Origin of the sequence: Streptomyces sp. NBC_01384 (genome assembly GCF_045040035.1) — a bacterium.
Taxonomy (GTDB): domain Bacteria; phylum Actinomycetota; class Actinomycetes; order Streptomycetales; family Streptomycetaceae; genus Streptomyces.
This window is the reverse complement of sequence record NZ_CP109560.1, coordinates 160,443-184,377: the sequence shown is the minus strand read 5'-3', so window position 1 is coordinate 184,377 and position 23,935 is coordinate 160,443. Positions and strand designations below refer to the sequence as shown.

The following is a 23,935-nucleotide window of genomic DNA, read 5'->3' as shown; positions in this document are numbered from 1 at the left end:
CCCCCCGTGGAGCCTGGCGCCGTCAGGGCTTCACGGCGGTGGTCTTCTTCGGCTGGCGGGGCACGGTCTTGGACTTGTCGAGGTGTCCGTACACCGTGGAGCGCGGCACGTTGAACATGTCGGCGATCTGCTGGACGGTCCTCTCGCGGGCGTCGTAGAGCTGCTGAGCGAGGTCGGCCTGGTCGGCGGTGAACCTGGGGCGGCGCCCGCCGACCCGGCCGCGCGCCCGCGCGGAGGCGAGCCCGTCGTTCGTATTCGCCACGATCAGCTCCCGCTGGAGCTCGGCGAGCACGGACAGCATGCCGAACATGGCGCGGCCTTCCATGGTGGAGGTGTCGATGCCCTGCTCGATGACGTGCAGGCCGATCCCGCGCTCACGCAGGTCGGCGCCGAGGGTGACCAAGTGCAGGACGGAGCGGGACAGCCGGTCGAGCCGAGTGACCTTCAACGTGTCGCCCTCGCGCATCAGCTGCATGACGAGGTCGAGCTTCGGGCGGGAGGCTTTCGCACCGCTGGCGACGTCGACATGGACGTTATCGCGGTCGACGCCGTTGCGAAGAAGTGAGTCGATCTGATGATCGGGGTTCTGTTCGGCCGTCGAAGTGCGGCAGTAGCCAAGGAGCATTGTCGAAAACTATCTCAACGACCGTTCACCGACGTTGATTTCCGACGCGGGTTGTCGACAGTGCCCACCTGCGGGTTCGTGATCACGGCCCCGAGTGTCGACAGACGTTCGTTTATCGACACTCGCCCCGGCTCCTGCCGGCGATTGCGGATGGGTGTCCCGTCTCGCGAGACCTTGCCTCCGTCTCACCGGGCGTTCTCCGATTCGCTGGTGAGGGGCAAGGCCAAGTGAGACACCCCAGGTCAACGCGTTGCCGCCCCGGCGGCCGTCGGTCCTGGAAACGTGCCTGGCCGACAACGTCAAGTGACACGGCAAGGCTTCGGCGTCTCACTCGACTTTGTCTCTCCGCAGGTCAGGGCGCCGCCCAGCGGCAAGATCGAATGAGAAGGGACAATGGGGCCAGCAGGTGATTTAATAAATGAACAATCATTTATTTATTGGGAGGCGTTAGTGGCAGGACGTCCTCGAGGGGTCGAAGATTCGGTGATCTTGCGTGGGGCGGCCGATGTGATGGGCCGGGTGGGCCCTGCAGGTCTGACTCTGGCGGCTGTAGCCAGCGAGGTGGGACTGGTGGCCGGCACACTCGTGCAGCGCTTCGGCTCCAAGCACGGCCTTCTGGTGGCACTGGCCAAGCAGTCGGCACGAGACGCAGACGCACGGTACGAGCAGGTGCGGACGGAGCAGGCTTCCGCCCTGGCCGCGCTGATTTCGCTGGCTGTGGAGTCGATGACTCCCTTGGCTACGCCGGAGAGCTTCGCCAACCACCTGGCTTTCCTGTGCATGGACCTGACCGATTCTCAGTTGCACGAGCATGCCCTGGCCGTCCACCAGGCCCAGGGAAGGGCGATCGAGACACTGCTGACCGCTGCCGTGTCCTCGGGGGAACTCCGGACCGGAACAGATACGGCAGCACTGGCCGGGTCCGTCCAGGCAATCATCGCCGGTGCGGGTCTGACCTGGGCGCTGGACCGTCAGGGCACGCTGCCGCAGCGACTCCGGCAAGAAATCAACACCCTTGTGTCGCCTCACCTCTCGTCCAGTAACAGCCCCAGCTCGGAGGAATCATGACAAGCGCCAAACAGCCGCTGGCCGGGAAGGTCGCCCTGGTCGCGGGAGGCACCCGGGGCGGAGGGCGGGGAATCGCCGTTGCACTCGGGTCGGCGGGCGCCACCGTGTACGTCACCGGCCGCAGCAGCAGGGCCGGACGCTCCGACCTTGAGCGTCCGGAGACCATCGAGGAGACCGCCGAGCAGATCACCGCGGCCGGCGGCACCGGCATCGCCGTGCGCACCGACCACAGCCGCCCGGAGGACGTCCGCGCGCTGGTCGACCGGATCGCGGCACAGCAAAGCGGTCGGCTCGACATCCTGGTCAACTCCGTGTGGGGCGGCGACCCGCTGACCGACTGGGAGCACCCCTTGTGGGAGCAGGACTTGGACACCGGCCTGCGGCTGCTCCGGCAGGCCGTGGAGACCCACGTGATCACCAGCCGGTTCGCGCTTCCACTGATGGTGGCCCGTAAGAGCGGTCTGGTGGTGGAGGTCACCGACGGCAACACCGCCCGGTACCGGGGCTCGTTCTTCTACGACCTTGCGAAGTCTGCCGTGATCCGCCTCGCCGTAGCCCAGGCTGCGGAGCTGGAGCAGCATGGCGTCGCGGCGGTGGCTATCACTCCCGGTTTCCTGCGCTCGGAGGCCATGCTGGAGGGCTTCGGTGTCACCGAGGCAAACTGGCGTGACGGCGCGGCCAAGGACCCCAACTTCGCCCACTCTGAAACCCCCACCTACCTGGGACGGGCCGTCGCCGCCCTGGCCGCGGACCCCGGCGTCATGGCCAAGACCGGGCGGGCCCTGGCCACCTGGGGCCTATATAAGGAGTACGGGTTCACCGATGCAGACGGCAGGCAACCAGACTGGCCCTCTCATTGGGCCAGTGCCCTGGAGGAGGAGCACGGGCCACTCGGGGACCCGCTGTAACTCCTGCAGTACCGGGTCCTGAGGGCGGGGCTCACCCGCCTCCAGGACACCGACGCTGACGCACTACGGCACCTTTCCGGCGTATTCCGGCTGCCCTCCAACGCTGGCCTGGTCCAGACGAGTATCACGACTACGTGGTGGCCGGACGGCCGGCAAACAACTCACCAGATGGAAACCCCTGGCCCGTGCCACCGGCCAGATTTTGACGATCAAGCGAGTTCACGGAACTGCGGTCAGAATCAATTTCACGAAGCCTCATCATCGTGGGCAGGCGGGGCGCACGACCGGACCTTCGCCGTGCTCGTGGACGTCGTCCGCGCGGCCGGGTGCGCCGGCTGATCGAGCGGGTGAAGGCCGATCTCGGTGACCTCACGGCCGAGGAGCAGGCGCAGATCGGCGAGGCCGTCGCCGTCGTACGCCGCAGCCGGAGCGTGATGCTCGGCATGCCCCGTATCGGCCAGCCCTTGCCCGACGTCCACACCACGAGGTCCGCATGAGCACCACCATGGCCGACGGCCGCCGCGCCGACGGCGAACGCCGCCGCCAGCGCGTGAAAACCGCCCTCGCGCAGGCCACCCGCAACGGCACGGTGATCAGCGTGAGCGGCATCGCCCGGCAGGCCGGGGTTGACCGCACCTTCCTCTACCGCCATCGTGACCTGCTCGCACTGATCCATGCCGCCGAACGCGAGCCACACGGACCACCTTCCTCGGCCGGTCCGCCGGTCAGTTTGGCGTCGCTGCAGGCCGACCTCGCCAACTCCCAGGCCCGCAACACCCGCCTCCTCGCGCAGATCCGCCGGTTGGAGCGGCGACTGTCGGAGCTCATGGGCGAGCAGGCATGGCGTGAATCAGGGCTCGGCGCCCCCGCCGACGTGGAAGAACTCCAGCGCCAGGTCGTGGGTCTGGAGCAGATGAACACTGAGCTGACCGCGCGGCTGGAGGCGCGGGACGCGGAGCTGGAGGCGGCCCGCGCGGCCAACCGGGAGCTGACCCGGGCGGTGAACCAGCGCGGAGCCGCCCGGTAGCTCAGGCGTGGCGGGGCAGGAGTTCGTCCACGAGGGCCTGGACACGACGGCCGATCTCGTCACGGATCGGCCGCACGGCGTCAGCCCCGTCCCGAGGCCCGCGAGCGGTAGTCGCTGGGGGTCTCCCCGGTGTGGTGCCGGAAGAACTTCGAGAACGCCGTGTGATGGGGAAAACCGAGCCGCTCGCCGACCGCCGAGGTCGGCAACTCGGTGTGGAAGAGGAGGCGTCTGGCCTCCAGGACGATCCGCTCGTCCAGATACCGCTTCGCGGTGACCCCCGCCGCCGTGAGGCAGGCGCGGGTCAGCGTCCGCGAGCTGTATCCGAGCGCCCGGGCATAGTCGGCGACGGTGCGGCTCTCGGCGAAGTCGCGCTCGACCGCCGCGTGGAACGCACGGAACGCCTCACTGGCCTCGCGCGCCCCCTGCTCGCGGACGTACAGGTGCGAGAGCCGCAGCACCAGCGCCGCCAGCAGGTGCCGGACGAGCTCAATCTGCGCGTCCAGCCGCAGCGCGCCCGTCTCCCGGTACGCCTCCATGAGCAGCCCGAGCGTCCGGTCGATCGGCTCGGCCTCCTGCGCGGTCGGCAGCAGCGGGCCCTGCGAATAGGGCGGATCGACGCTGGCCGCAGCGATGGTCGCCGGGTCGAGGAGGCCGGGCTGGAAGAGGATCAGGGTGCCCTGCGCATGCTCGAGACTCTCGTCGAAGCGGTACACCTGTTCGGGCCGGATCCACAACCAGGCGCCGGGCGGCACCGGCAGCGGCTCTCCGTCCACGGTGAGCCGGACGGTCCCCTCCTCGACCGTCAGCAGATGGTGGAAGGCGGCCCGCGCGGGCGTCCGCGGATCCAACCCGTGCTCGGCGGCCCGCCGAGCCAGTCGGGCCAGCGGCAGCACGTCCAGGCCGGGCAGCGCCCCGGCCGCCGGGCGGAACGGGACTTGGGTAATCCTCTGCTGTCCGATTTTGAACACCTCCAGTCCAGATCGTAGCCCGAATGACCTGCGAACACGTCTTAGCGTGGAGAGCGAGGCAGGATTCGACTGACTGGTGAAGGAGGGCAGCGGCATGCGGCTGATCGTGGGGATGACAGGGGCGACCGGGGCACCGTTCGGGGTGCGGCTGCTGCAGGCGCTCAAGCAGCTTCCCGAGGTGGAGACCCATCTGGTGCTGTCCCGCTGGGCGCGCACCACCATAGAGCTGGAGACCGGCTTCTCGGCCCGCGAGGTGGCCGCGCTCGCCGACGAGGTGCACAACCCGGAGGACCAGGGCGCCACGATCTCCTCGGGCTCCTTCCGCACCGAGGGCATGATGATCGTGCCCTGCTCGATGAAGACCCTGGCCGGCATCCGCGCGGGATTCGCGGACGGATTGGTGGGGCGCGCCGCGGACGTCGTTCTCAAGGAGCGGCGCAAGTTGGTGCTGGTCCCCCGGGAGACCCCGCTGAGCGAGATCCATCTGGAGAACATGCTGGCGCTGTCCCGGATGGGTGTGCAGATGGTGCCGCCGATGCCCGCCTTCTACAACCACCCGCAGTCTGTGGACGACATCGTGGACCACGTCACCGCCCGCGTACTGGACCAGTTCGACCTCCCGTTCCCGGCCGCCAAACGCTGGGAGGGAATGCGCTCCGCGCGCGCCACCACGCCCGCTGCGGCCCCCACACCCAACGGTGTTCACGCTTCCTGACACCTGCCACCACCATTGGAGGAGAGACATGGCCTACGACGATCTGCGCAGCTTCCTCGACACCCTCGAGAGGGAAGGACAACTGCTGCGCATCACCGAGCAGGTGATGCCCGAGCCTGATGTCGCCGCCGCCGCGAACGCTGTCACGCGTCTGGGGGATGCCGCACCGGCGCTGTACTTCGACAACGTCTCCGGCTTCTACAACGCCCGGATCGCGATGAACGTCCACGGCTCCTGGGCCAACCACGCCCTGGCTCTGGGCCTGCCCAAGGCGACCGGCACCAAGGATCAGGTGGACGAGTTCATCGCTCGCTGGGCAAAGTTCCCGGTCAAGCCCGAGTGGCGGGACAACCCGCTGTGGGCGCAGAACTCCGCCGAGGGCGAGGCCGTCAACATCTTCGACATCCTCCCCCTGCTCCGGCTCAACGACGGCGACGGCGGCTTCTACATCGACAAGGCCGCCATCGTCTCCAAGGACCCCGACGACCCGGAGAACTCCGGCAAGCAGAACGTCGGCATCTACCGCATCGAGGTCCAGGGCCGGCGCAAGCTCGCCATCCAGCCCGGACCGGTGCACGACATCGGCCTGCACCTGCGCAAGGCCGAGGAGCGCGGCGAGGACCTGCCGATCGCGATCACCCTCGGCAACGACCCGGTGATCTCGATCGTGGCCGCCACGCCGATGGAGTACGACCAGAACGAGTACGAGATGGCCGGCGCGCTGCGCGGCGCCCCAGCGCCCATCGCCACGGCGCCGCTGACCGGCCTGCCGGTGCCGTGGGGCTCCGAAGTGGTCATCGAGGGCGTCATCGAAGGTCGCAAGCGCGAGATCGAGGGCCCGTTCGGCGAGTTCACCGGGCACTACTCCGGCGGCCGCAACATGCCGGTGATCCGGATCGACAAGATCTCCTACCGCACCGACCCGGTCTTCGAGCACCTCTACCTCGGCATGCCGTGGACCGAGATCGACTACCTAATGGCCCTCAACACCTGCGTGCCGCTGTACGAGCAGCTGAAGAAGGACTTCCCCGAGGTCCAGGCCGTCAACGCGATGTACACCCACGGACTGGTCATCATCGTCTCCACCAAGAAGCGCTACGGCGGCTTCGCCAAGGCGGTCGGCATGCGGGTGCTGACGACGCCTCACGGACTCGGCTACGCCGCCACCGTGATCGTGGTGGACGAGGACGTCGACCCGTTCAACCTCCCCCAGGTGATGTGGGCGCTGTCCACCAAGATGAATCCCAGCGACGACCTCGTCGTCGTGCCGCACCTGTCGCTGATGGAGCTCGCTCCCCAGTCGGACAACCCCGGCACCGGCGCCAAGCTCATCATCGACGCCACCACCCCGGCCAGGCCGGACAACCGCGGCAACTACGGCAACCAGGTACACGACCTGCCCGAGATGGGCGAGTGGCTCACCAAGCTGCAGCAGCTTGCCAAACAATGACCAACCCCTGACCCACCTACAACGTAAGGAGACCCCACCGCCATGGCCGCCAAGACCACGAAGAACAGCGCGCCCACCGAGTGCCCGCGCTGCGGGCACACCACCCTGGACCTGCTCTACACCTCCCCCGTCGAAGGTGTCTGGGACGTCTACCACTGTGAGCAGTGCCGGTACTGCTGGCGCACGTCCGAGCCGGCCCGCCGTACCCAGCGCGACGCCTACCCGGAGAGCTTCAAGATGACCGTAGAGGACATCCGCAACGCGGTGGAACTGCCCGTCATCCCGCCGCTGCGCCACTCCTGACCCCGTTCCCCCCTGCCCACCACGACGCCCGGCGGTTTGAATCCGCCGGGCACCGCCCTCCCGGAAACCGGCATGACCATCACATCGCCACCCGACACCCTCATGTGGGAGGCACGCGCCCAAGCAGGCCGACAGGCCGACCTGCTCTCCCACATCGAACAGACCGTGCTGCCCACCGTCATCGCCGACCCCGCCTGCCTCGACGCGGGCATCTACCTGGGCGGCCAGGACAGGGTCGTGCTCATCGCTCACTTCACCAGCGCCCCGCCGCCCCTGCCCGCCCCACCGGACGACCTACTGCTGCGCTCCGTCCACCAGTGGCCGTTCCGTCGGCACGCAACGTGCCGTGGGTCTGCGGCTCACACGTCGGACGCCTCGGCCGCAGGATGACGACTACAACGGGGAAGCAACAGGTCGGCCTCATACGCTGCTGACGCCCCTGGCGTCGGGTCCGCGATCAGTGAGCTCTTTCAGCGTGGCCACCGATCGGGTGAGGGCGTCGGCGTCCGCAACGCACGAGGCGCCGTTGCGGGAGGTGTTCGAAGTCTCAACTCACCGGCTCAGTAGCCTCGTTGGTTCCCTAAGTGGTCCGCTCTGGAAGTCCTTCGGGGGTTGACGCGAGGTCAGGCCGTGTGCGGAGTGCGGATCGCAGGTTCGGTCCGGCGAGATAGAGGCCGCAGGTGCAGTCCGGGCACCTGAACAAATAATCGGTTGCCTGTTGGCGATGGTGGTGGATGCAATGTCCGGCATGATCACGCAGGTGCGCCCGCCACGGCGAGATGAGATGGACGCGTACCACCGGGTCTTGCCACTCGGCGATCTGGGCAACCTGCGACCGAGTTGTCACGAGGGAGACGCCCACGCATGAATACGCCACCACCGGCATCTGAAACGGGGCGGACTGACGGATCATCAGTGCAGATCGGCGCTCTCGTTCCGCTTACCCGGCCTGGCTGGGTCGAGGCAGGCCAGCACTTGCTCGCTGGACTCGAGCTGGCCGTTCGCGAAGTCAATGACGCCGTCCGATGCCGGGCATGCTGGAGATCACTTCGGCGAGCTCGTGGTCGCGAAACCGGGCCGCAATGAGCTTGTCGATCTCGGTGATCTGCTCGTTGAGGCCCATCACCTCCTTGGCCAGGGTCTGGATCACCTGCGCGGTGATCTTCTCCCCGGGAACGGCGGTGTGCTGACGCGTGGCCGCTTCGAGGGCAGCTGCGGCGAGAGCTTCGGGACCGCGGACCTTGCGGTTTCGCAGCCAGGTCTCCAGCCTCTTCCCGCCGGTCCGGCGCAGGGCTGCCGGGGTCTGGTAGCCGGTCAACAGGATCAGCGGGCCGGCGTTGCCCAGGTCAAGGACTCGCTCCAACGCCGGGAAGATACTGGTGAGTTGACCGCGCAGCCGGTTGATCTTGCGGGTGCGGTCGGCGTTCAGGTCGGCCCGGCGGCTGGTGAGGACCCGCAGCTCGATGGCGCGCTCGTCGTCCGGTCGCAGGACCGTCAGGTCACGTCGCATCCGGGCCTGGTCAGCGATGACGGTTGCGTCCTTGGCGTCAGTCTTGCCCATGCCCCGGTAGCTGGCCGAGGCCCGGTTGACCGCCAGGCCGGGTATGTAGACGAGGTGCTGTCCGTGGTTGAGCAGCACGCTGATCAACAAGGTGGCCATGCCGTCGGCAACATCGACCGCCCAGACCACGTCCTCGTCGATGGCCAGCACGTCGGCGAGCAGGGCCAGCAGTTCCGGCTCATCGTTCAGCACCCGCCTCGACAGCAGCCGCTCACCCTCGGCGTTCAGGACCACGCAGTGGTGGTGCGTCTTGCCGATGTCCGTACCCGCCCAGATCTGGGCCACCAGTTCCTCCGGTCGTTCGATGTTGCGCTGTTCTCCCGGACGACCTCGCCAGCGTGGTCCTACTCAGCGATACGCACGAGGCGCTCGCAGCTCCTAATCAGTGGCCGAGTCGTCGTGAGACACCGGGCGGCCAGGTAGAGCGAGCCATCAAGGGCAACCACCCACAAGCCATACCCGGTGTCTCTGGGCCTCTGGACCTTACGACGGCCCGTCCAACCCATGAACAAGGTAGGACCACCCACCGTCTCGGCAGCACCACAAATCCCTCTGTGTCATCGGTGCGTTTGACGATCTCGAGGGTGAGCGCGAGCTTCTCGCGGCACCAGTCGATCAGGCCGCCGGTCGCCAAGGAGGCCGGCGACGAGGTGTTCGCCGGGACCCTGAACGGCACCGGCGCGCTGCGGGTCAAGGTCGAGCGGGACGCCTCCGACTCGGTGATCGCCCGGATCGTGGCCATGGTTGAGGAAGCCTCCGAGACCAAGGCGCCCACCCAGCTGTTCATCGAGAAGGTCGAACAGCGGTACTCCCTGGGCATGGTCGCCGCAACCCTTGCGGTATTCGCGATCCCGCTGGGCTTCGGAGCCGACCTGACCAGCTCGCTGCTGCGCGCCATGACCTTCATGATCGTTGCATCGCCGTGCGCCGTAGTGCTGGCCACCATGCCGCCGCTGCTGTCCGCGATCGCGAATGCCGGACGCCACGGTGTGTTGGTCAAGTCCGCCGTCGTCATGGAACGCCTGGGACAGGTCGACGCGGTCGCCCTGGACAAGACCGGCACCCTGACCGAAGGCACCCCCCGCGTCACCGACATCCGCCCCCTGACCGGCAGCAACCTCGACGCGGGTGCGCTGCTGGCGCTGGCGGCGGCCGCCGAGCACCCCAGCGAACACCCGTTGGCCCGCGCCATCGTGGACGCCGCCCGTGAACGCGGCCTCGCCATCCCGCAGACGCGGGACTTCAATTCCGCCCCCGGCATCGGTGTGACCGCCACCGTCAACGGCGCCGCGATCGCGGTCGGCGCCCCGGCCCGGCTCCTGGGCGGCGCGACCGACCCGCGGTCGGCCAGGACGGCGGCCGTTGCCGAGGAGCTGGAGAACGGCGGCCGCACCGCCGTCCTGGTCGAACGCGACGGCATCCCGGTCGGAATCCTCGGCATCGCCGACCGGCTCCGCCCGAACGCCGCCGCCACCGTCACCGCCCTGAAGACGCTGACCGGCACCACCCCGATGCTGGTGACCGGCGACAACCCGCGCGCCGCCGCCCGCCTCGCGGCCCAGGTCGGCATCGTGGCCGACGACGTCCACGCCGGGCTCCTGCCGCAGGACAAGGTCGAGGCGGTGCGCCGCCTGGAGGCCCGCGGACGCAAGGTGCTGGTCATCGGCGACGGCGTCAACGACGCCCCGGCACTGGCCGCCGCCCACACCGGGATCGCCATGGGCCGCGCCGGGTCCGACCTCGCCCTGGAAACCGCCGACGCGGTCATCGTGCGCGATGAACTCGCCACCGTACCCCGGGTTGTTGCGCTGTCCCGTGCGGCCCGGCGCCTAGTGGTCCAGAACCTGGTCATCGCCGGTGTGTTCATCACCGGGCTGGTCGTCTGGGACCTGGTTGCCACTCTGCCGCTGCCGCTCGGCGTCCTCGGCCACGAGGGCTCCACCGTCATCGTCGGCCTCAACGGCCTGCGCCTGCTGCGCGATGCGGCCTGGAAGCGCGCCGGCACCGAGGGCGCCCAGTGAGCAAGCGCACCCGGCGCACTGCCCGCACGGCGCAGGCAGGGGCGGCCCGGCCCACGGTCACCGTGTGCCGGGGCTGCTGTTGCGGCACCCCGGTCAAAGTTCCGCGACTGGACCACGAAGCCCAGCTCACCGACCTGCGCACCTCGCTGGCCGGTGTCGCCATGGTCCGGCGCACCGACTGCCTCGACGCATGCGAGCGAGCCAACGTCATCGTCATCCAGCCCTCCGCCGAAGGCCGCAAAGCGGGCGGCCGACCCGTCTGGCTCGGACAGGTCAACGACCCCGACGCCGCCGCCGACATCACCGCCTGGGTCAAGAACGGCGGCCCCGGTCTCGCCGAGCCGCCCGACATCCTCGACCTCTACACCTTCCAGCCCTCGCGCCGCGTCCAACACGAACTCGACGACTGACTCCCCATCTGAGGGTGGCTACGTCGGTGCGTCTCGAGACCACGTGACGGCCAGCGTTGGGAATGCCTCGGATTGAGGTGTGCGGACACCTCGACAGCGGTTTGGGAGGCACTGGGCCGCTGGGGCCGTTCCAAAATGTGCACGAGCTCCGACAGCACCGGGCCTTCCTCGCGGGCCCGAGTGCGGCGGAGGAACTGCGTGCGAATGGACGCCGACTGGAAGAACGACGAGTTCTACGACGGGGGCTGGCGGACGCCGCGCTCGTCGCTGACCCGGCTGGCGAGGACTGCTGCAGCGGTCAGGGCTGCGAGGGTGGCGAAGCCTGCGGTGAGGGCGGTCACCGCGGCCACGCCGGCGACGAGGAGGGGGCCGCCTGCGTCGCCGAGTTCGCGGCCGAGTTCGGCGGCACCCATGGTCTGGCCGAGCCGTCCGGCCGGGCTGGCTGTGGCCAGGGCAGCGAAGCCGAGCGGGGTGATCATGCCGGTGCCGGCCCCGATCAGGATCGCGGCGAGAAGGACGCCTGCCAGGCCAGGCAGCATCGCCGCGGCGAGTCCGGCGGCGGTGACCGCAAGCCCAGTGCTGAGTCCCGTCGCGGTGGTGATGCGCCCGTGGTCGAGGGCGGCTCCGGCCCGGGGCTGGACCAGGGCCGCGCAGGCCGCGAGCAGGGAGACGACTGCCCCGGTGGTAGCCGGCCCGAGGTGGGCGGCGGCGCCGGTGACCGGCAGGAAGCCCACGCCGACCGACAGGGCCGCGGTGGCCAGTGCCAGTGCTGCGGTCGGGCGCAGGAAACTGCCCTGGCCGAGCCGTTTGGCGAGGTCGACGACCGTCTGGCGGGCCTTGGGCAGTGGTGGTACAGCTGGGACGGCAACGACCGCCCAGGCAGCGACGGCTGCGGCCAGAGCCGTCATGGCGGTGAACAGCAGCGGCAGTCCGCCACCGGCCACCAGTGCCCCGCCGAGCAGGGGTCCGGCGGTGTAGCCGATGCTCTTGTAAAAGCCGTAGGAGCCGAATGCCCGGCCGTGCTTGGCGACGGGGTTGAGGCGGGCGACCAGGGCGGAGGCGGCCGGGGAGAAGGCGGAGGCTGCCGCGCCCTGGCCCAGACGAGCCGCCCACAGCAGCGAGACGTCGTCAGCGAAGGCGAACAGGGCCGAGGCGGCGGCGAATGCGAGCAGTCCGCCGAGCAGTACCGGGCGGGGGCCGACCTTGTCGGCCAGGATGCCGAAGACGGGCTTGAGGAGGACCTCGGCGCCGTCGTACAGGGCGAGCAGGCCACCCAGGACCAGGAGCGACTGGTGGTGGCCAGTGGTGAAGCGGCCCAGGTTCGCCGCGACGCTGTGGGCGCCGAACGCGGTGGTGAAACCAGCCGCGTACAGGGGCCACAGCTGGGCCCGCTCCGACCGTTGTTCGGGGCGTGGGACGGTGGTCGGCACCGGCGGGTCCTTCCTGGTCGTCTGGGGCTTCGGCGGGCTTGGGGTTTGGGTCAGCCGGCGCCGGCGAGTTTGAGGACGAGGTGCAGGTCGTGGGCGGCGGCGAAGGCGCACAGGGCGCTGGCGCCGACCACGGCGGCGGCTGCGGCCAGGGGCAGGATCGGGTAGTTCAGCGGCGGGGAGTAGGTGTGCGGTTCGGCGAGCAGGGCGGCGACGCGGCGTGGCACGGGACCGGCGCTGTGCAGTGCGGAGCGGCGGCGTCCGAGCAGTCCGAGGACGGCCCCGGGGACCCGTCGGCGGGCGGGATGGTGGGTCGTGGCCAGGGCGGCCTTGCCCACCGCGCGGGCGACCTGGCGGCGATCGCCGCACTCGGTCGCGGCGCGCTCGTCCGCCCAGCGCTCCACGGTGTAGGCGATGGCGGCTGCCACGGGCCGCAGCAGCGGGTTGCAGGCGGCTGCCAGGTGGACGGCGGCGACGAAGGCGTAGTGGTGGCAGGCCAGGTGGGCTCGTTCGTGCGCGAGCATGGCCTTGCGGTCGGCGTCGTCAAGAGCGTCCAGCATGCCGGTGGACACCACTACCCGGCCGGGCAGGCCGGGCAGCGCGTATGCGTCGGGGACCGTGTCGTCCACGACCACCAGCTGGCCGTGCCCGGGCAGGCAGGCCGCATCGAACGCCGCGGCGGCCAGCGCCCGCATCCGGCGCCACAGCATCCGAACGCCCGCCAGCACCGCGGCCACGAGCAGCGCGCCCGCAACGGCGGCCTCGATCTTCGACACCGAGTCACCCGCGCGCACGGTGGCCAGCGACCAGTCGCCCACCAGGGCGGCCAGCGGCAGCCGCACCAAGCCCGCCACGGCCAGCACCCCGAGGGCCGCGCAGCTCAGCGCGGCCAGCGCCAGCGCGCAGGTGGTCAGCAGCCACGTGGCCAGCCACGGTGCCAGACGTGCGGCCAGCGGCCGTGCGGCCAGCGCGGCCGGGACGGGGAAGAGGAGGGGCAGGTAGATCAGCAAGTGCATCACCACCGGCTCACTCCTGGTCCGGAAGATCGCCGAGAAGCTGCCGCAGCAACTGCTCATCCCGGGCAGGCAGGTCCTCCACGAACCGGGAAAGGACCGCTTCGGGGTCCGGGTCGGACTCCAGTACCTGGCGCATGCGTCGTGCGGTCAGTCCATGGGCGTCGGCGACCGGCGCGTACGCGTAGGCGCGGCCCTGCTTGCTGCGGGCCAGCAGCCCCTTGTCGAACAACCTCGACAACACCGTCACCACCGTGCTGTAGGAGAGATCGTCCCCCAGCCGCTGCAGTACTTCTCCCGGGGTCTGCGCCTGCCGACAGGTCTGCAGCAGGGCCAGGACCTCGGCCTCCAGCGTGCCGCCTGGTCTGCGCTCACCCGGGGCAGGGCCCGTGTTCATGACTTGGATACCTTTCGTTCATCATCTACAGTCCTGTAGAACTTCTACACGTTCGTAGAAGTTGCCGTGCCGAGTCTGTCACGCCTTCCGGACGCGGCACGCGCGGTCAACGCCCACTTCCCCGGAAACGGCGCACACCGCCCTGAAGTTTTACACGCCTGTAGATGTCAGGGGTGCTGCCCGCCAGCAGGCCCCGACCTTGGGAGACCACGCTTGATGACAGTGCAGTCCGCGGTCCAGCTCGCCTTCGACGGCTCCAGCGTCGACGGCTCGCTGTTCAAAACCGTTACCGACTTCGCCCGCGACACCCCATGGCTCAACACCCCGATCGAGCTGTGGACCAACGCCGGCCTTGGGGTGTTCGCGGTGCTCATGCTGATGGGCTGGTGGAATGCCCGCCGCCGCGATGCCCGGTCGATGGCCCTGGCTCTGGCCGCGCCGGTCGCCGTGGTGGCTGCCTTCGCCGTCGCCGAGGTGGCCAAGAAGCTGGTTGCGGAGGTGCGGCCGTGCTACTCGCTGCCCCGCGCCTACTTCGTTGACGCCTGCCCCGCGCGCACCGACTACGCCTTCCCCAGCGGCCACAGCACCACCGCGTTCGCCGCCGTGGCGGCCCTGTGGCTCCTCGACCGGCGCCTGTCCGCCATCGCCGCCGTCTTCGCGGTACTGGAGGGCTTCACCCGCGTCTACGTCGGCGCCCACTACCCCCACGACGTCCTCGGCGCCGCCCTCCTCGCCCTGCCCGTCGCCTACCTGGCCAGCCTGTTCACGGGCCGCCTCGCTACCCCACTCGTCGCCCGCCTGCGCACCGGAGTCCTGCACCCCGTACTCACCGTCGCTCCCGCTGGCGCCCACTCCGCCCGCTGACCAGCTGACCCAACAGAACCGGCCGGCTCCGCCCCGCTCCCGGCGTGCCGGCCGACCTTGCTGCTGGACCTGTGGAACCACCTGACCGATGCCGCCCAATCCCCGAGTTGAGAGCATCCGCCGCGCACAAGATGGCGTCCCGCCAGACGTGCGAGTGCGCGCCCTCGCTCCACCCTTGTTTCTCATCGGGGCGGCGACTGGCGCGCGTGAGGGACCACACCTTCGGCCTTCGAAAGATCCAGCGGGCCCTTGAACGTGATCACGGGAACGGTCGGGGCGAGGCTGGGGCGGCAGTGCCCTGACGGGAGAGCCGGGTTGGGCCAGGAATCCTGGCGAACCGCGTGTCCCGCAGGACATCCCCTCATCGGCGTTAGGGACGGATGGCTGGGGTGGGCCCGCTGCCCGGACGGCGACTCGTACGGCCCCAGCATGCCCGTCCTCGCCGCCGTCTCAGCCATGGCCTGCACGATTCTGGCGGCCGCCGTCGGACCCCGCCCCGAACTGGTGGTGTGGCTGCTGCTCGTCCCGGTCGGGCTGCTGCTGGCGACCGTCGACTTCACGGTGCACCGGCTGCCCGACATCGTCACCCTGCCGCTCGCGGCGATCGCTCTCATCGGGCTCGGAGGGGCCACGCTGATGCCCGCTGCCGGCGGCAGTTGGCGGACCGCGTTGCTCGGGTCCCTCACGCTCGGCGCCTGCTACTTCGTGCTGTTCCTGATCAACCCGAGGGGCTTCGGCTTCGGCGATGTGAAACTCGCCCCGGCGCTCGGGGCCGTCCTGGGCTGGTACGGCTGGGGAATCCTGCTGATCGGCACCTTCGCCGGGTACCTGTTCGGCGCGCTGTACGGCGTCGGCCTCATCCTCACGCGCCGCGCAGGACGCAAGTCAACTATCCCGTTCGGCCCGTTCCTTGTGGCCGGAGCGTTCGTCGGGATCCTCCTGGGTTCCCACACCCCGTGACTGACGATCGCAGCGCACGCCCAACGACAGGAGCCAGTCGAGGGCCTGGTCAGTCCCTCGATCGAGCGGATCGTCTCCGCAGCGGGGCGTTGCAAACGTGCTAGGCGGCGGCGAGGTCGAGGAGTTCCGGAACCCCCTGGGCGCGGGCGTAGGGCTGGAAGCGGGGGAGCAGGTTGTCGACGAGTTGCACGCAGCGGGGTGCTCCGATGCGGCGGGCCAGGAGGAGGGACTGGGTGGCGGCGGCTGCGGCGGGCTCGGGTTCCTTCAGATCGAGGTAGCTGGCCGCCCGATAGGCGAGGAACACGCCACGGGTCTTGTCCCGGGCCGTGGGCAGCAGGCGTTCGCCTTCAGTGATGAGCCGGTGGGCGCGGCTGGTGTCGCCGAGGTCCAGGAGGGCCTGGCCGGAGTCCACGGCCAAGTCGGCCTCGGAAACCCAGGCGCACCAGGCGGGCCGGTCCGAGCCGGCGTCGTTGAGGTGCTGCTCGGCCGCGGCGAGGGCACGGAGCACAGCGCGTCGTTCGCCGTGGTCCCCTGGTGCGGCGAGGGTACGGGCAAGACGCAGCTGGAGCAGGCAGCGGGCGGCGGGGTTGTGGGCGCGGGCCAGGGCGTGGTTGAGGATGTTGGCCGCGGTGGTGTGGTCGCCCCGCCAGGCGGCCTGGTAGGCGAGGTCGCCCAAGAGGCCGGCGCCCATGTCGTGGTCGCCGGCGGCGTGGGCGTTGTGCAGGCCGGCGATCCAGTTCTGACTGGCGTGGGTGTGGCTGCCCAGATCGAAGCGGTGCCAGGCCACAGTCTGAGACAGGGAAGCGGCCAGGGTGTGCAGACGCAGCCCGACGGCCGAGCTGTAGCGGCCGTGTTCGAGCAGCTCGGTCACCGTGGACAGGTGGGCATCGAGGAGCATGGCCGTGTGCTGCCGTTGCTCGGTGGGGAGGGTGGCGAGGTGCTGGGTGGAGTTCTCTAAGAAGGTGACGAAGTCCTCGCCGATCGGTTTGCCGCCGTGGGCCTGGGCGAGGGCGGCGGAGGGGCCGACGGCCCAGTCCGCGGCCAGCGCGGACAGGGCAGCCCCGGAGATCGTAAAAAACGCGCGGCGGTCCATCGCTGTTCGCAGGGCCTCTCTCAGGGCGGACACGGAACTGTGGGGTCCGAGCGGGACCACGCCGTCGGCGGTGAGTGGCAGCCAGTTCGGCCAGTCGTCGGCACGGACGATGTCCGCGGGCCAGCCGAGCGCTTCGGCGATGTAGATCTGGGATTCCTCGTTCGGCTCGACACCGCGCTGCCATTTACGCACCCGCGCCTCGTCGGTGCCGGAGCGCAGACCACGCCGGGCGGCCGCGGCACGGATGCCGGAGACGAACTCCTCCATCGTCATGCCGCACGCGAGACGTGCCAGAACCAGCGGGTGACGGGTGGTCTCTTCCAGTGCACCCGCCTGGTCACTCCTTTGCAATGCGGGACCCCCTCGGGACCCCCTCCAACTGGTCGACGAGGTCGAACAGTTGAGCCCATCCTCATGGAGTCGCAGCAGACGGGGCGGCACCGGACCACAGGAGGCGGCGTGCAGTGCTCCCAATCTCTCCCCAACAGCAGCCAGAGTGCACCCACCCACGGCCGCAGCACGTGGCTGGTCACCCCGGCATCCACACCCGGCCGGTTCGCAGCAGCCGCCGACTCGGACGCGGACGTCGCCCTGCTGGACCTGGAGGACTCCGTTCCGCCTGACGGCAAGAACGCCGCCCGGGCGGCGGTGATCGGCTGTCTGTCCCAGAGCACGGGGAGCGTTGGCCCCGGCAGCACGGTGCTCGGGGTGCGGATCAACGCTCCAGGAACGGTGCACGGCCTGAAAGACCTGGTGGCGATAGCCGAGTCCGGTGTGCGGCCCGCCGTGCTGCTCGTGCCCAAGGTCGAGTCCGCGCGGGACGTGGACATGGTCGCGAAGATCATCGGTGCCGACGACGGGCAGCTCCGCGTCTGGGCACTGATCGAGACGCCGCTGGGCATCCAGCGTCTGAGCACGATCCTGCAGACCCCGGCGCTGGCAGGGGTGTTGTTCGGGGCCGCCGACTACGCGGCCGCCGCCCACTGCCGTCTCAACAGCCGGGCCCTGTGGCACCCCCGGTCAGTCCTTTCCGCTGAGGCCGCCGCCGCGGGACTGCCCGCGATCGATTCCCCGTACTTCGACCTGCGTGATGCCGACGGTCTCAAGCGCGAGGCCGAAGAAGCCGCGGAACTCGGGTACCTCGGCAAGGCCGCCATACACCCCCGGCAACTCCCCGTCATTCAGGAGGCGTTCCGGCCGACCACCCAGGAACTCGCCGCTGCGCGAGCCGTGGTGGCCGCCGCAGACGCCGCCCACGGACAGATCACCACCGTTGACGGCCACATGGTGGGGCCGCCGCTCGTAGCCGCGGCCCGAGCCGTGACCGCCCGGGCGGGCGCCGTCCCCGCATCCGCCACGCTCACGGAGGCACGCAGTGAGTAGCGTCCCGCAGGGCTTTCGCCGCATCAGCGAGAACCGGATCCGTGAATCTGTCGGTCTCGGGCTTGAGGACTTCGCCGGCATCGTGGGCACGGTCATCGAACACCGGTCGGCCCGGACCGTGACGGAGACGGAACACGTCCAGATCCTGGCGCTCACCGGTAACGAGGCACCGGTCCACTCCGACATCGAGTTCTGCAAGCGGACCGGCCGTGACCAGGTCCTGGTCTGCGGGATCCTCACCATGAACATCATCCTGGGCCTCACCGTCCGCACCACGAGCGCCCTGACGACCGCGAACCTCGCCCTGGACGAGGTGCGCTTCGAGCAGCCCGTGTACGTCGGAGACACCCTCCGTGCGCAGAGCGAGGTCCTCGCCGCCCGCCGCTCCAAGAGCCGCCCCGAAAACGGGATCGTCTCGTGCCGGATCGAGGGCTACAACCAGCACGACCAGCGGGTCTTCAGCTGCACTCGTACATTCCTCGTCCCCGCCGACGCGAGCGTCGTGCGGGACGCGACCAGCTACTGAAGGAAGGAGGGTGCGGCATGCCTACTCCGGCACTGGACATCGTGGAAGCCGACGACGAGCTGTGGCGAACGTACGACACACTGGCCCGGCGCGCGTATGGCCACCCGGTGGAGGACATCCTGCGCCTCGGCGTACACGCCGACCGTCGCGTCGCTGTCCGCGACGGGAAGGTCGTCGCCGGCGGCCTGGGCCTGCTGATCCCGCAGTTCTTCGGCGGACGGACGGTGCCCGGCGCCAGCATGGCCTGCGGATGCGTGGCCCCGGAGGAACGCGGTGGTCAACTCGCGGGCGAACTGATCGCCGAGCGGCTACGGCCCCTGCAGGACCAGGGCGCCGTCGTGGCCACGCTGTGGACCGCCTCTACCGGCTACGTCCGCCGTCTGGGGTGGGAGGCGCCGACTCAGGTCTACTCGTGGACCGTCCCCGCCGACGAGCTGCGGCACAGCTTCCGCGAGCCCGATTTCAAGATCATCCATGAAACAACTGAGCAGTGCCGCACGCTGTGCAACGACCTGGCCGCACGGTGGAACGGCCCGTGGCAGCGCCCGGACTGGTGGGAGACCTGGCAGGAACGGCAGCACCCCGGCATGGCCACGTACGCCTTCAACCTGCCCGGCCAGGAGCCGAGCGGCGTGTTGTCCGTGGCCGGTGAACGCCACCCGACCGAGGGACCGCAGCTGGTGGTCTACGACTTCTGGGCTGGGGACCAGGCGGTGGCCGCCGCCATGCTCGCCTTCCTCGGCCGGCACAACAGCCGCATCTCTACCGTCGCCTTCCAGCGGACCGGCCTGCCGCCCGCACCGCTGCTGATGCACCACCTTCGCCGTTCCGGCTCCCTCACCGCACGTGCCTGGCACCCGTGGATGCTGCGCATCCTGGACCTGCGCCAGGCGGTGCAGCTGCGCGGCTGGCCCGACGATGTGGATCTCACCCTCCCGATCGAAGTCGTCGGCGAGGACGGCAAGGCCACGGACCGGTTCATCCTCCGGATCGCGGGCGGGGAGGGTGACATGACGCCCACCACGCGCGAAGGGCAGCTCACCCTGACCAGGGGCCAGATCGCGGTCTGGTACGCCGGCGGATACCGCAGTGTGGCTGGCGCCGGACTGGCGGGGGTGGGCGGAAGTCCACGGGCGCTCGCCCAGTTCCTGAAGGCGACCGCAGACCGTGAACCGTGGCTGGCGGACTACTTCTGACCCCTTTCCGCACCAACGCACCGCCCGCTGCGCAGACGGACTCCGTGCCCGCAGCGATCGCCGAAGCGTTGAGTGGACAGAACGACCGAGAGGAGACCGGCATTGTCCGGTACCACCCAGCCGACACCAGCGCTCGAGTCGGATCCTGCTCGGGAACCTGGCGTGCCCGGCGTGCAGGCGCTGCCATGCTCGCCACGCCGACCGCTCCTCGGTGAGTACAGTCAAGGCGTCGCCGCGGCCACCACGCAGCTCACCCAGCCCCTGCGGGCTCCCGCTGCTCCCACGCGATTCGGAGAAGAACCTTTCATGGCCCAGAACACTCCTATCCCCTCTGACCTGCGGCGATGGGTCACCAGTCGCCTGCCCGGCGCGGATCACGTCACGGATGTGTCCTGGCCCCGGGGCAGCTCCAGGGTCTGGCGGGTGGCCGCGGGCGCGGACGTGGCCTTCGTGAAGCTCAGCCCGAGCACGACGGACTACGAGCGCGAGATCCATGGCTACGCCTACGCGGCGCGTGCACTCGCCCCCCACGAGGCGCCCCGCCTCCTCGCCTCGGACCCGGACCTCCAGGCGATCATTACCTCGCCGCAGCCGGGCGACGTCGTGCGGGACCTGCCCCTCGAAGCGGAAGAGGAGCGGCGCGTGCACGAGCTCGCCGGTCATCTCCTTCGGCGCTGGCACGATCACTCCGACCCGGCCTCGGGCCAGAACCTCGAGGACATCCGTGCCTCCATGGCGGACCAGGCGCAGGAGGCCGCCGCCTGCCTGGAGAGCACCGCCGGACACCTTGACGCCAAGCAGCGCGCCCTGGTGCAGTGCGTCTCCCGGGAGCTGCCGCAGCTGGCCGAGGACCTCCCTGCCGTGTACCAGCACGGGGACTATTCCACCCGCAACTGGATGTGGGACCGGGGGCACGGCCACGGAGTGATCGACTTTGCGATGTCCGCCTACGGCATCGCCGTCGAGGAGTTCGTGTGGCTGTGCGGTGCGGTCTGGGCCGTGCGCCCCGACCTCAAGGCGGCCTACTTCTCCGGTTATGGCCGTCCGCTGTCGGTCAGCGAGGAGCGGGTTCTGCGCCTGCTGACCACGAGGCTCGGCGTCTCCTACCTGCACTCCGGCCTCACCAAGCAGAAGCCCGTGCTCGTCGAGCGCGGTCACCTCATCCTCGCGCGCATGACGCACGAGTATCGGTAGCCGTACGAGCCAGCCGTCCGCAGCCGGGCTACTGCCATAGAGGCGGTGGCCCCGGCCACCGAGTGCTCAACGCGTCGACATCCTCCGTCGGACGCCTCCTGGTGGTGTGCCCGCCGACCGCCTGCGCGTCCGCGTCACCCGTCTCTGCCACCCGTCTCTGCGACAGGAGAGCAGCATGCCCCCGCAACGCGGCATCGTTCACGATTCCACCCGCGCCTTACCCAGCGCGGCGACCCTCGCCGGTCTCGTCCACGCCGCCACCGTGAACCCGTGCGGTGGACGGCTGAGGCCGACGGCCGCGGCCCTCGCGGCCGCGCCGAGCCTTCCGCAGTGGGTGGGGGGAGACTGCCGGTGAAGGTGGCGATCGAGTCCCTGCGCGAACTCATGGTCGAGGCCTGCCGGGCAGCGTCCGTTCCCATGGACAAGGCCGGGTACGTCGTCGACCACTACCTGGCCGGCGAGCTGCGTGGCAGGACCTCGCACGGCGTGGCGAAGTTCTGTTTCGAGTCCCGGCTCTTCCCGCAGCGCGAGGGCTCACCGCAGATCGTGCGGGAGCACGGGGCACTGGCGGTCATCGATGCCCGCCGCGAGATCGGACCGATCAGCGCGGTCTACGCCGTCGACGTCGCCCTGGACAAGGCGGCGGACGTCGGCGCCGGCATCGTCGGGATGATCAACACGCAGCGGTACGGCATCCTCGCGCAGTGGAGCGAGCGGATCGCCGAGCACGGCTTCATCGGCATCGCCATGAACACCTCCCGGGCCGAGGCGACGGTCCACGGCGGCCGGACCCCCTTCCTCGGCGTGAACCCGCTCTCCTTCGCCTTCCCCACGCTCGACGAGCCGGTCGTCGCGGACATGTCCACCACCCTGGCGCCCATGGGAGTCCTGTGGGAGGCCCGGCGCAGAAACGGCCCGCTCCCGCACGGCTGCTTCGTGGACGACCGCGGGAACCTCACCGACGCTCCCGCCGCCGCGACCTCGGCGGTGGTGTTCGGCGAGCACCGCGGCTTCGCCATCTCCCTGCTCGTGCAGATCCTCACCGGGTCGCTCTTCGGATTCCCCATGGGCGCCGAGGTGGATTCCACCTGGAGTACCGGCTACACGTTCCTCGCCCTGGACCCGTCCTTCGGTGGGCAGGTCGCCGGATTCGCCGAGAGCAACACCAAGTTCCGCAATGCGGTGAGGAGCGCGGTGACGCGTGATGGCGGCGCTGTGCGTGTGCCCGGACAGGCGAGCAAGGAGCGCGCGGACCACGCCCTGGACACCGGGACGGTCGAGCTGGACGAGGCCGTGTACCTCAGGCTGCGAGCGCGCGCTGCCGGCGACTTCGCTTCCGACTGACTGCCCCGACACAACCGTCCTGGACGGAGTGCGGCATGCAGGTTCACTGGTTCCTTCCCACCGCGAGCGACGGCCGGTCCCTGACCGTGGGCACCCGGGGCACGCACGGCCCGGAGGCCGAAGCGGCCGAATCGCTCCACCCCACCGCGGACCGGTTCCGGGCGCCGACCATCCGCTACATGGCACAGATCGCGAGGGCCGCCGAGGACGTCGGTTTCGACGCGGTGCTCACCCCGACCGGCACCTGGTGCGAGGACGCCTGGCTGACCTGCGCCGCGCTCGCGCGGGAGACCGAGCGGCTGAAGTTCCTGGTCGCCTTCCGGCCGGGCTTCATTTCCCCGACCCTGGCCGCCCAGCAGGCCAGCACCTTGCAGCGTCTGTCCGGTGGCCGGCTGCTCCTCAACGTGGTGACCGGCGGAGAACGGGACGAGCAGGCCCGCTTCGGCGACCACCTGGCCAAGGCGGAGCGCTACGCCCGCACCGACGAGTTCCTCACCGTGTTGCGGGGGGCTTGGAGCGGCGAGCCGTTCGACTTCAAGGGCGAGCACTACGACGTCCGCGGCGCGACTGTCCTGGCCCCGCCCGATCCGCTGCCCCACCTGTACTTCGGCGGGTCCTCCCCGGAAGCAGGCCCGGTCGCGGCCCGCCACGTGGATACGTACCTCACCTGGGGCGAGCCGCCCGCGCAGGCCGCACAGAAGCTCGCCTGGATACGCGGACTCGCCCGTGAGCACGACAGGGAGATGCGGTTCGGTATCCGCTTCCACGTCGTGGCCCGGGACACTGCCGCGGAGGCCTGGGCGGCGGCCGAACGCCTCATCGAGGGAGTCGACCCGGCCCACGTCAGCCAGGTCCAGACCCTCCTGGCGGCCAGCGAATCGACGGGCCAGGCCCGGATGAGCGCGCTGCACGAACGGTTCCGTGACGGCTGGAAAACCTCTGATCTGGAGATCTATCCCAACGTCTGGGCGGGGGTGGGGCTGCTGCGCGGCGGCGCCGGCACCGCGCTGGTCGGCAGCCACACCGAGGTCGCCGACCGTATTGCCGAGTACGCGGACCTGGGGATCGAGGAGTTCATCCTGTCCGGGTTCCCGCACCTGGAGGAGGCGTACATGGTCGGCGAGGGCGTTCTGCCCGAACTACGCCGACGAGGCCTGACAGCCCCGGAACACCGGTAACCCCGTCAACCATCACGCACCCTGTGCGGTCGCGCACGAGAGGACGACTCTATGAAGAACTTCCTGGTGGTCGGCGTCGGCCCCCATGCCCGCAGGAGTCACCTGCCGGCGCTGGCGGCCGGGCAGGCGGCCGGCCTCGTCGGCACGGTCTGCGGCGTGGACCTCCTGGGGGCAACGGACGTGCTGGTGCCCTACGAAGCCGACGACGGGCCCCGGTCGCTGCCGGTAACGCTGATCGAACCGTTCGACTCCCGCCTTCCGGCCCTGCCTGCGGCGGTCCGGCGCGCCCTGGACACGGTGGTGG

The 23,935-nt window shown here is 69.9% G+C and carries 23 protein-coding genes and 4 pseudogenes; 19 read left to right on the top strand and 8 right to left on the bottom strand.

What is annotated here, in order from left to right; genetic code table 11:
- Positions 1 to 22: 22 nt before the first annotated feature.
- Positions 23 to 625 (bottom strand): recombinase family protein, encoded by a 603-nt coding sequence (locus tag OG747_RS48215; RefSeq protein ID WP_331744655.1) that lies wholly within the window; start codon positions 623 to 625, stop codon positions 23 to 25.
- Between the two features lie 393 nt (positions 626 to 1,018).
- On the opposite strand from OG747_RS48215, the gene OG747_RS48210 reads away from it, so the two are divergent.
- The 4 genes from OG747_RS48210 (at position 1,019) to OG747_RS48195 (ending at position 3,628) form a co-directional block, all read left to right on the top strand.
- Complete coding sequence (locus OG747_RS48210; protein WP_331764958.1) at positions 1,019 to 1,693, top strand: TetR/AcrR family transcriptional regulator; 675 nt, start codon at positions 1,019 to 1,021, stop codon at positions 1,691 to 1,693.
- A complete protein-coding gene (locus OG747_RS48205) occupies positions 1,690 to 2,601 on the top strand; it encodes an SDR family oxidoreductase (RefSeq protein ID WP_331744661.1) in 912 nt (303 codons plus the stop codon). The genes OG747_RS48210 and OG747_RS48205 overlap by 4 nt, the downstream gene beginning before the upstream one ends.
- A 326-nt stretch (positions 2,602 to 2,927) precedes the next feature.
- Positions 2,928 to 3,098 (top strand): hypothetical protein, encoded by a 171-nt coding sequence (locus OG747_RS48200; protein WP_331764957.1) that lies wholly within the window; start codon positions 2,928 to 2,930, stop codon positions 3,096 to 3,098.
- Positions 3,095 to 3,628, top strand: a complete 534-nt coding sequence (locus OG747_RS48195; protein WP_331744667.1) for a DUF6262 family protein — start codon at positions 3,095 to 3,097, stop codon at positions 3,626 to 3,628. Before OG747_RS48200 ends, OG747_RS48195 begins: the two co-directional genes overlap by 4 nt.
- An 80-nt stretch (positions 3,629 to 3,708) precedes the next feature.
- On the opposite strand, the gene OG747_RS48190 is transcribed toward OG747_RS48195, so the two are convergent.
- Positions 3,709 to 4,596 carry an AraC family transcriptional regulator gene (locus tag OG747_RS48190; protein ID WP_331764956.1) on the bottom strand — a complete coding sequence of 296 codons (888 nt, stop codon included), beginning with the start codon at positions 4,594 to 4,596 and terminating at the stop codon, positions 3,709 to 3,711.
- 94 nt (positions 4,597 to 4,690) lie between these two features.
- Here OG747_RS48190 and OG747_RS48185 point away from each other — a divergent pair, with 94 nt between their 5' ends.
- The 5 genes and pseudogenes from OG747_RS48185 to OG747_RS48165 all read left to right on the top strand — a co-directional run.
- On the top strand, positions 4,691 to 5,311 hold the full coding sequence (locus tag OG747_RS48185; RefSeq protein WP_331744673.1) for a non-oxidative hydroxyarylic acid decarboxylases subunit B: 621 nt from the start codon (positions 4,691 to 4,693) through the stop codon (positions 5,309 to 5,311).
- A 28-nt stretch (positions 5,312 to 5,339) separates the two neighbouring features.
- Complete coding sequence (locus OG747_RS48180; RefSeq protein ID WP_331764955.1) at positions 5,340 to 6,761, top strand: non-oxidative hydroxyarylic acid decarboxylases subunit C; 1,422 nt, start codon at positions 5,340 to 5,342, stop codon at positions 6,759 to 6,761.
- A 42-nt stretch (positions 6,762 to 6,803) separates the two neighbouring features.
- On the top strand, positions 6,804 to 7,064 hold the full coding sequence (locus OG747_RS48175) for a non-oxidative hydroxyarylic acid decarboxylases subunit D (protein WP_331744679.1): 261 nt from the start codon (positions 6,804 to 6,806) through the stop codon (positions 7,062 to 7,064).
- A 72-nt stretch (positions 7,065 to 7,136) separates the two neighbouring features.
- Positions 7,137 to 7,454, top strand: a complete 318-nt coding sequence (locus tag OG747_RS48170; RefSeq protein ID WP_331744682.1) for a hypothetical protein — start codon at positions 7,137 to 7,139, stop codon at positions 7,452 to 7,454.
- A gap of 474 nt (positions 7,455 to 7,928) precedes the next feature.
- Positions 7,929 to 8,084 (top strand): annotated as a pseudogene (locus OG747_RS48165) (amino acid ABC transporter substrate-binding protein); the annotation flags it as partial.
- Between the two features lies 1 nt (position 8,085).
- Here the strand turns inward: OG747_RS48165 and OG747_RS48160 are convergent.
- Both OG747_RS48160 and OG747_RS48155 read right to left on the bottom strand, forming a co-directional pair.
- Positions 8,086 to 8,910 (bottom strand): annotated as a pseudogene (locus OG747_RS48160) (IS110 family transposase); the annotation flags it as partial.
- Between the two features lie 208 nt (positions 8,911 to 9,118).
- Positions 9,119 to 9,256, bottom strand: a pseudogene (locus tag OG747_RS48155) (IS5/IS1182 family transposase); the annotation flags it as partial.
- On the opposite strand from OG747_RS48155, the pseudogene OG747_RS48150 reads away from it, so the two are divergent.
- Positions 9,249 to 10,646 (top strand): annotated as a pseudogene (locus tag OG747_RS48150) (heavy metal translocating P-type ATPase); the annotation flags it as partial. The pseudogenes OG747_RS48155 and OG747_RS48150 overlap by 8 nt on opposite strands.
- Positions 10,643 to 11,056, top strand: a complete 414-nt coding sequence (locus OG747_RS48145; protein WP_331744684.1) for a (2Fe-2S) ferredoxin domain-containing protein — start codon at positions 10,643 to 10,645, stop codon at positions 11,054 to 11,056. The pseudogene OG747_RS48150 and the gene OG747_RS48145, both read left to right, overlap by 4 nt.
- A 233-nt stretch (positions 11,057 to 11,289) precedes the next feature.
- Here OG747_RS48145 and OG747_RS48140 read toward each other — a convergent pair whose 3' ends face one another.
- From OG747_RS48140 to OG747_RS48130, 3 genes are read right to left on the bottom strand one after another with little or no spacing between them, the layout of a single operon-like run.
- The gene (locus OG747_RS48140; protein WP_405886209.1) at positions 11,290 to 12,486 is read right to left on the bottom strand and encodes an MFS transporter; all 1,197 of its coding nucleotides are present in this window, start codon (positions 12,484 to 12,486) and stop codon (positions 11,290 to 11,292) included.
- A 50-nt stretch (positions 12,487 to 12,536) separates the two neighbouring features.
- Positions 12,537 to 13,499 (bottom strand): M56 family metallopeptidase, encoded by a 963-nt coding sequence (locus OG747_RS48135; RefSeq protein ID WP_331745058.1) that lies wholly within the window; start codon positions 13,497 to 13,499, stop codon positions 12,537 to 12,539.
- Between the two features lie 10 nt (positions 13,500 to 13,509).
- Positions 13,510 to 13,893: a BlaI/MecI/CopY family transcriptional regulator gene (locus OG747_RS48130; protein WP_331744686.1), complete on the bottom strand. Its 384-nt coding sequence runs from the start codon at positions 13,891 to 13,893 to the stop codon at positions 13,510 to 13,512.
- Positions 13,894 to 14,109: 216 nt separating this feature from the next.
- Here OG747_RS48130 and OG747_RS48125 point away from each other — a divergent pair, with 216 nt between their 5' ends.
- Both OG747_RS48125 and OG747_RS48120 read left to right on the top strand, forming a co-directional pair.
- The gene (locus OG747_RS48125; protein ID WP_331744688.1) at positions 14,110 to 14,757 is read left to right on the top strand and encodes a phosphatase PAP2 family protein; all 648 of its coding nucleotides are present in this window, start codon (positions 14,110 to 14,112) and stop codon (positions 14,755 to 14,757) included.
- Positions 14,758 to 15,039: 282 nt separating this feature from the next.
- Positions 15,040 to 15,717 (top strand): A24 family peptidase, encoded by a 678-nt coding sequence (locus tag OG747_RS48120; protein ID WP_331745060.1) that lies wholly within the window; start codon positions 15,040 to 15,042, stop codon positions 15,715 to 15,717.
- Between the two features lie 100 nt (positions 15,718 to 15,817).
- Here OG747_RS48120 and OG747_RS48115 read toward each other — a convergent pair whose 3' ends face one another.
- The gene (locus tag OG747_RS48115; RefSeq protein WP_405886207.1) at positions 15,818 to 17,083 is read right to left on the bottom strand and encodes an XRE family transcriptional regulator; all 1,266 of its coding nucleotides are present in this window, start codon (positions 17,081 to 17,083) and stop codon (positions 15,818 to 15,820) included.
- 186 nt (positions 17,084 to 17,269) lie between these two features.
- Between OG747_RS48115 and OG747_RS48110 the strand changes: the two genes are divergently transcribed.
- The 6 genes from OG747_RS48110 (at position 17,270) to OG747_RS48085 (ending at position 23,631) form a co-directional block, all read left to right on the top strand.
- Positions 17,270 to 18,193 carry an aldolase/citrate lyase family protein gene (locus OG747_RS48110; protein ID WP_331764954.1) on the top strand — a complete coding sequence of 308 codons (924 nt, stop codon included), beginning with the start codon at positions 17,270 to 17,272 and terminating at the stop codon, positions 18,191 to 18,193.
- The gene (locus OG747_RS48105; RefSeq protein WP_331764953.1) at positions 18,186 to 18,719 is read left to right on the top strand and encodes a MaoC family dehydratase; all 534 of its coding nucleotides are present in this window, start codon (positions 18,186 to 18,188) and stop codon (positions 18,717 to 18,719) included. The genes OG747_RS48110 and OG747_RS48105 overlap by 8 nt, the downstream gene beginning before the upstream one ends.
- Before the next feature lie 17 nt (positions 18,720 to 18,736).
- Entirely contained in the window at positions 18,737 to 19,915 is a 1,179-nt protein-coding gene (eis, locus tag OG747_RS48100) for a GNAT family N-acetyltransferase (RefSeq protein WP_331744698.1), read from the top strand.
- A 306-nt stretch (positions 19,916 to 20,221) separates the two neighbouring features.
- Positions 20,222 to 21,109 carry an aminoglycoside phosphotransferase family protein gene (locus OG747_RS48095; RefSeq protein ID WP_331764952.1) on the top strand — a complete coding sequence of 296 codons (888 nt, stop codon included), beginning with the start codon at positions 20,222 to 20,224 and terminating at the stop codon, positions 21,107 to 21,109.
- A 351-nt stretch (positions 21,110 to 21,460) separates the two neighbouring features.
- Entirely contained in the window at positions 21,461 to 22,453 is a 993-nt protein-coding gene (locus OG747_RS48090) for an Ldh family oxidoreductase (RefSeq protein ID WP_331744702.1), read from the top strand.
- Between the two features lie 35 nt (positions 22,454 to 22,488).
- Positions 22,489 to 23,631 (top strand): LLM class flavin-dependent oxidoreductase, encoded by a 1,143-nt coding sequence (locus OG747_RS48085; RefSeq protein WP_331744705.1) that lies wholly within the window; start codon positions 22,489 to 22,491, stop codon positions 23,629 to 23,631.
- Positions 23,632 to 23,935 lie beyond the last annotated feature (304 nt).

Coding starts and splice junctions, on each gene's coding strand:
- OG747_RS48125 (WP_331744688.1), top strand. CDS start 14,110: ATGACAGTGCAGTCCGCGGTCCAGCTCGCCTTCGACGGCTCCAGCGTC.
- OG747_RS48180 (WP_331764955.1), top strand. CDS start 5,340: ATGGCCTACGACGATCTGCGCAGCTTCCTCGACACCCTCGAGAGGGAA.
- OG747_RS48175 (WP_331744679.1), top strand. CDS start 6,804: ATGGCCGCCAAGACCACGAAGAACAGCGCGCCCACCGAGTGCCCGCGC.
- OG747_RS48205 (WP_331744661.1), top strand. CDS start 1,690: ATGACAAGCGCCAAACAGCCGCTGGCCGGGAAGGTCGCCCTGGTCGCG.
- OG747_RS48135 (WP_331745058.1), bottom strand. CDS start 13,499: ATGCACTTGCTGATCTACCTGCCCCTCCTCTTCCCCGTCCCGGCCGCG.
- OG747_RS48185 (WP_331744673.1), top strand. CDS start 4,691: ATGCGGCTGATCGTGGGGATGACAGGGGCGACCGGGGCACCGTTCGGG.
- OG747_RS48170 (WP_331744682.1), top strand. CDS start 7,137: ATGACCATCACATCGCCACCCGACACCCTCATGTGGGAGGCACGCGCC.
- OG747_RS48195 (WP_331744667.1), top strand. CDS start 3,095: ATGAGCACCACCATGGCCGACGGCCGCCGCGCCGACGGCGAACGCCGC.
- OG747_RS48210 (WP_331764958.1), top strand. CDS start 1,019: ATGGGGCCAGCAGGTGATTTAATAAATGAACAATCATTTATTTATTGG.
- OG747_RS48130 (WP_331744686.1), bottom strand. CDS start 13,893: ATGAACACGGGCCCTGCCCCGGGTGAGCGCAGACCAGGCGGCACGCTG.
- eis (WP_331744698.1), top strand. CDS start 18,737: ATGCCTACTCCGGCACTGGACATCGTGGAAGCCGACGACGAGCTGTGG.
- OG747_RS48095 (WP_331764952.1), top strand. CDS start 20,222: ATGGCCCAGAACACTCCTATCCCCTCTGACCTGCGGCGATGGGTCACC.
- OG747_RS48115 (WP_405886207.1), bottom strand. CDS start 17,083: ATGACGATGGAGGAGTTCGTCTCCGGCATCCGTGCCGCGGCCGCCCGG.
- OG747_RS48085 (WP_331744705.1), top strand. CDS start 22,489: ATGCAGGTTCACTGGTTCCTTCCCACCGCGAGCGACGGCCGGTCCCTG.
- OG747_RS48215 (WP_331744655.1), bottom strand. CDS start 625: ATGCTCCTTGGCTACTGCCGCACTTCGACGGCCGAACAGAACCCCGAT.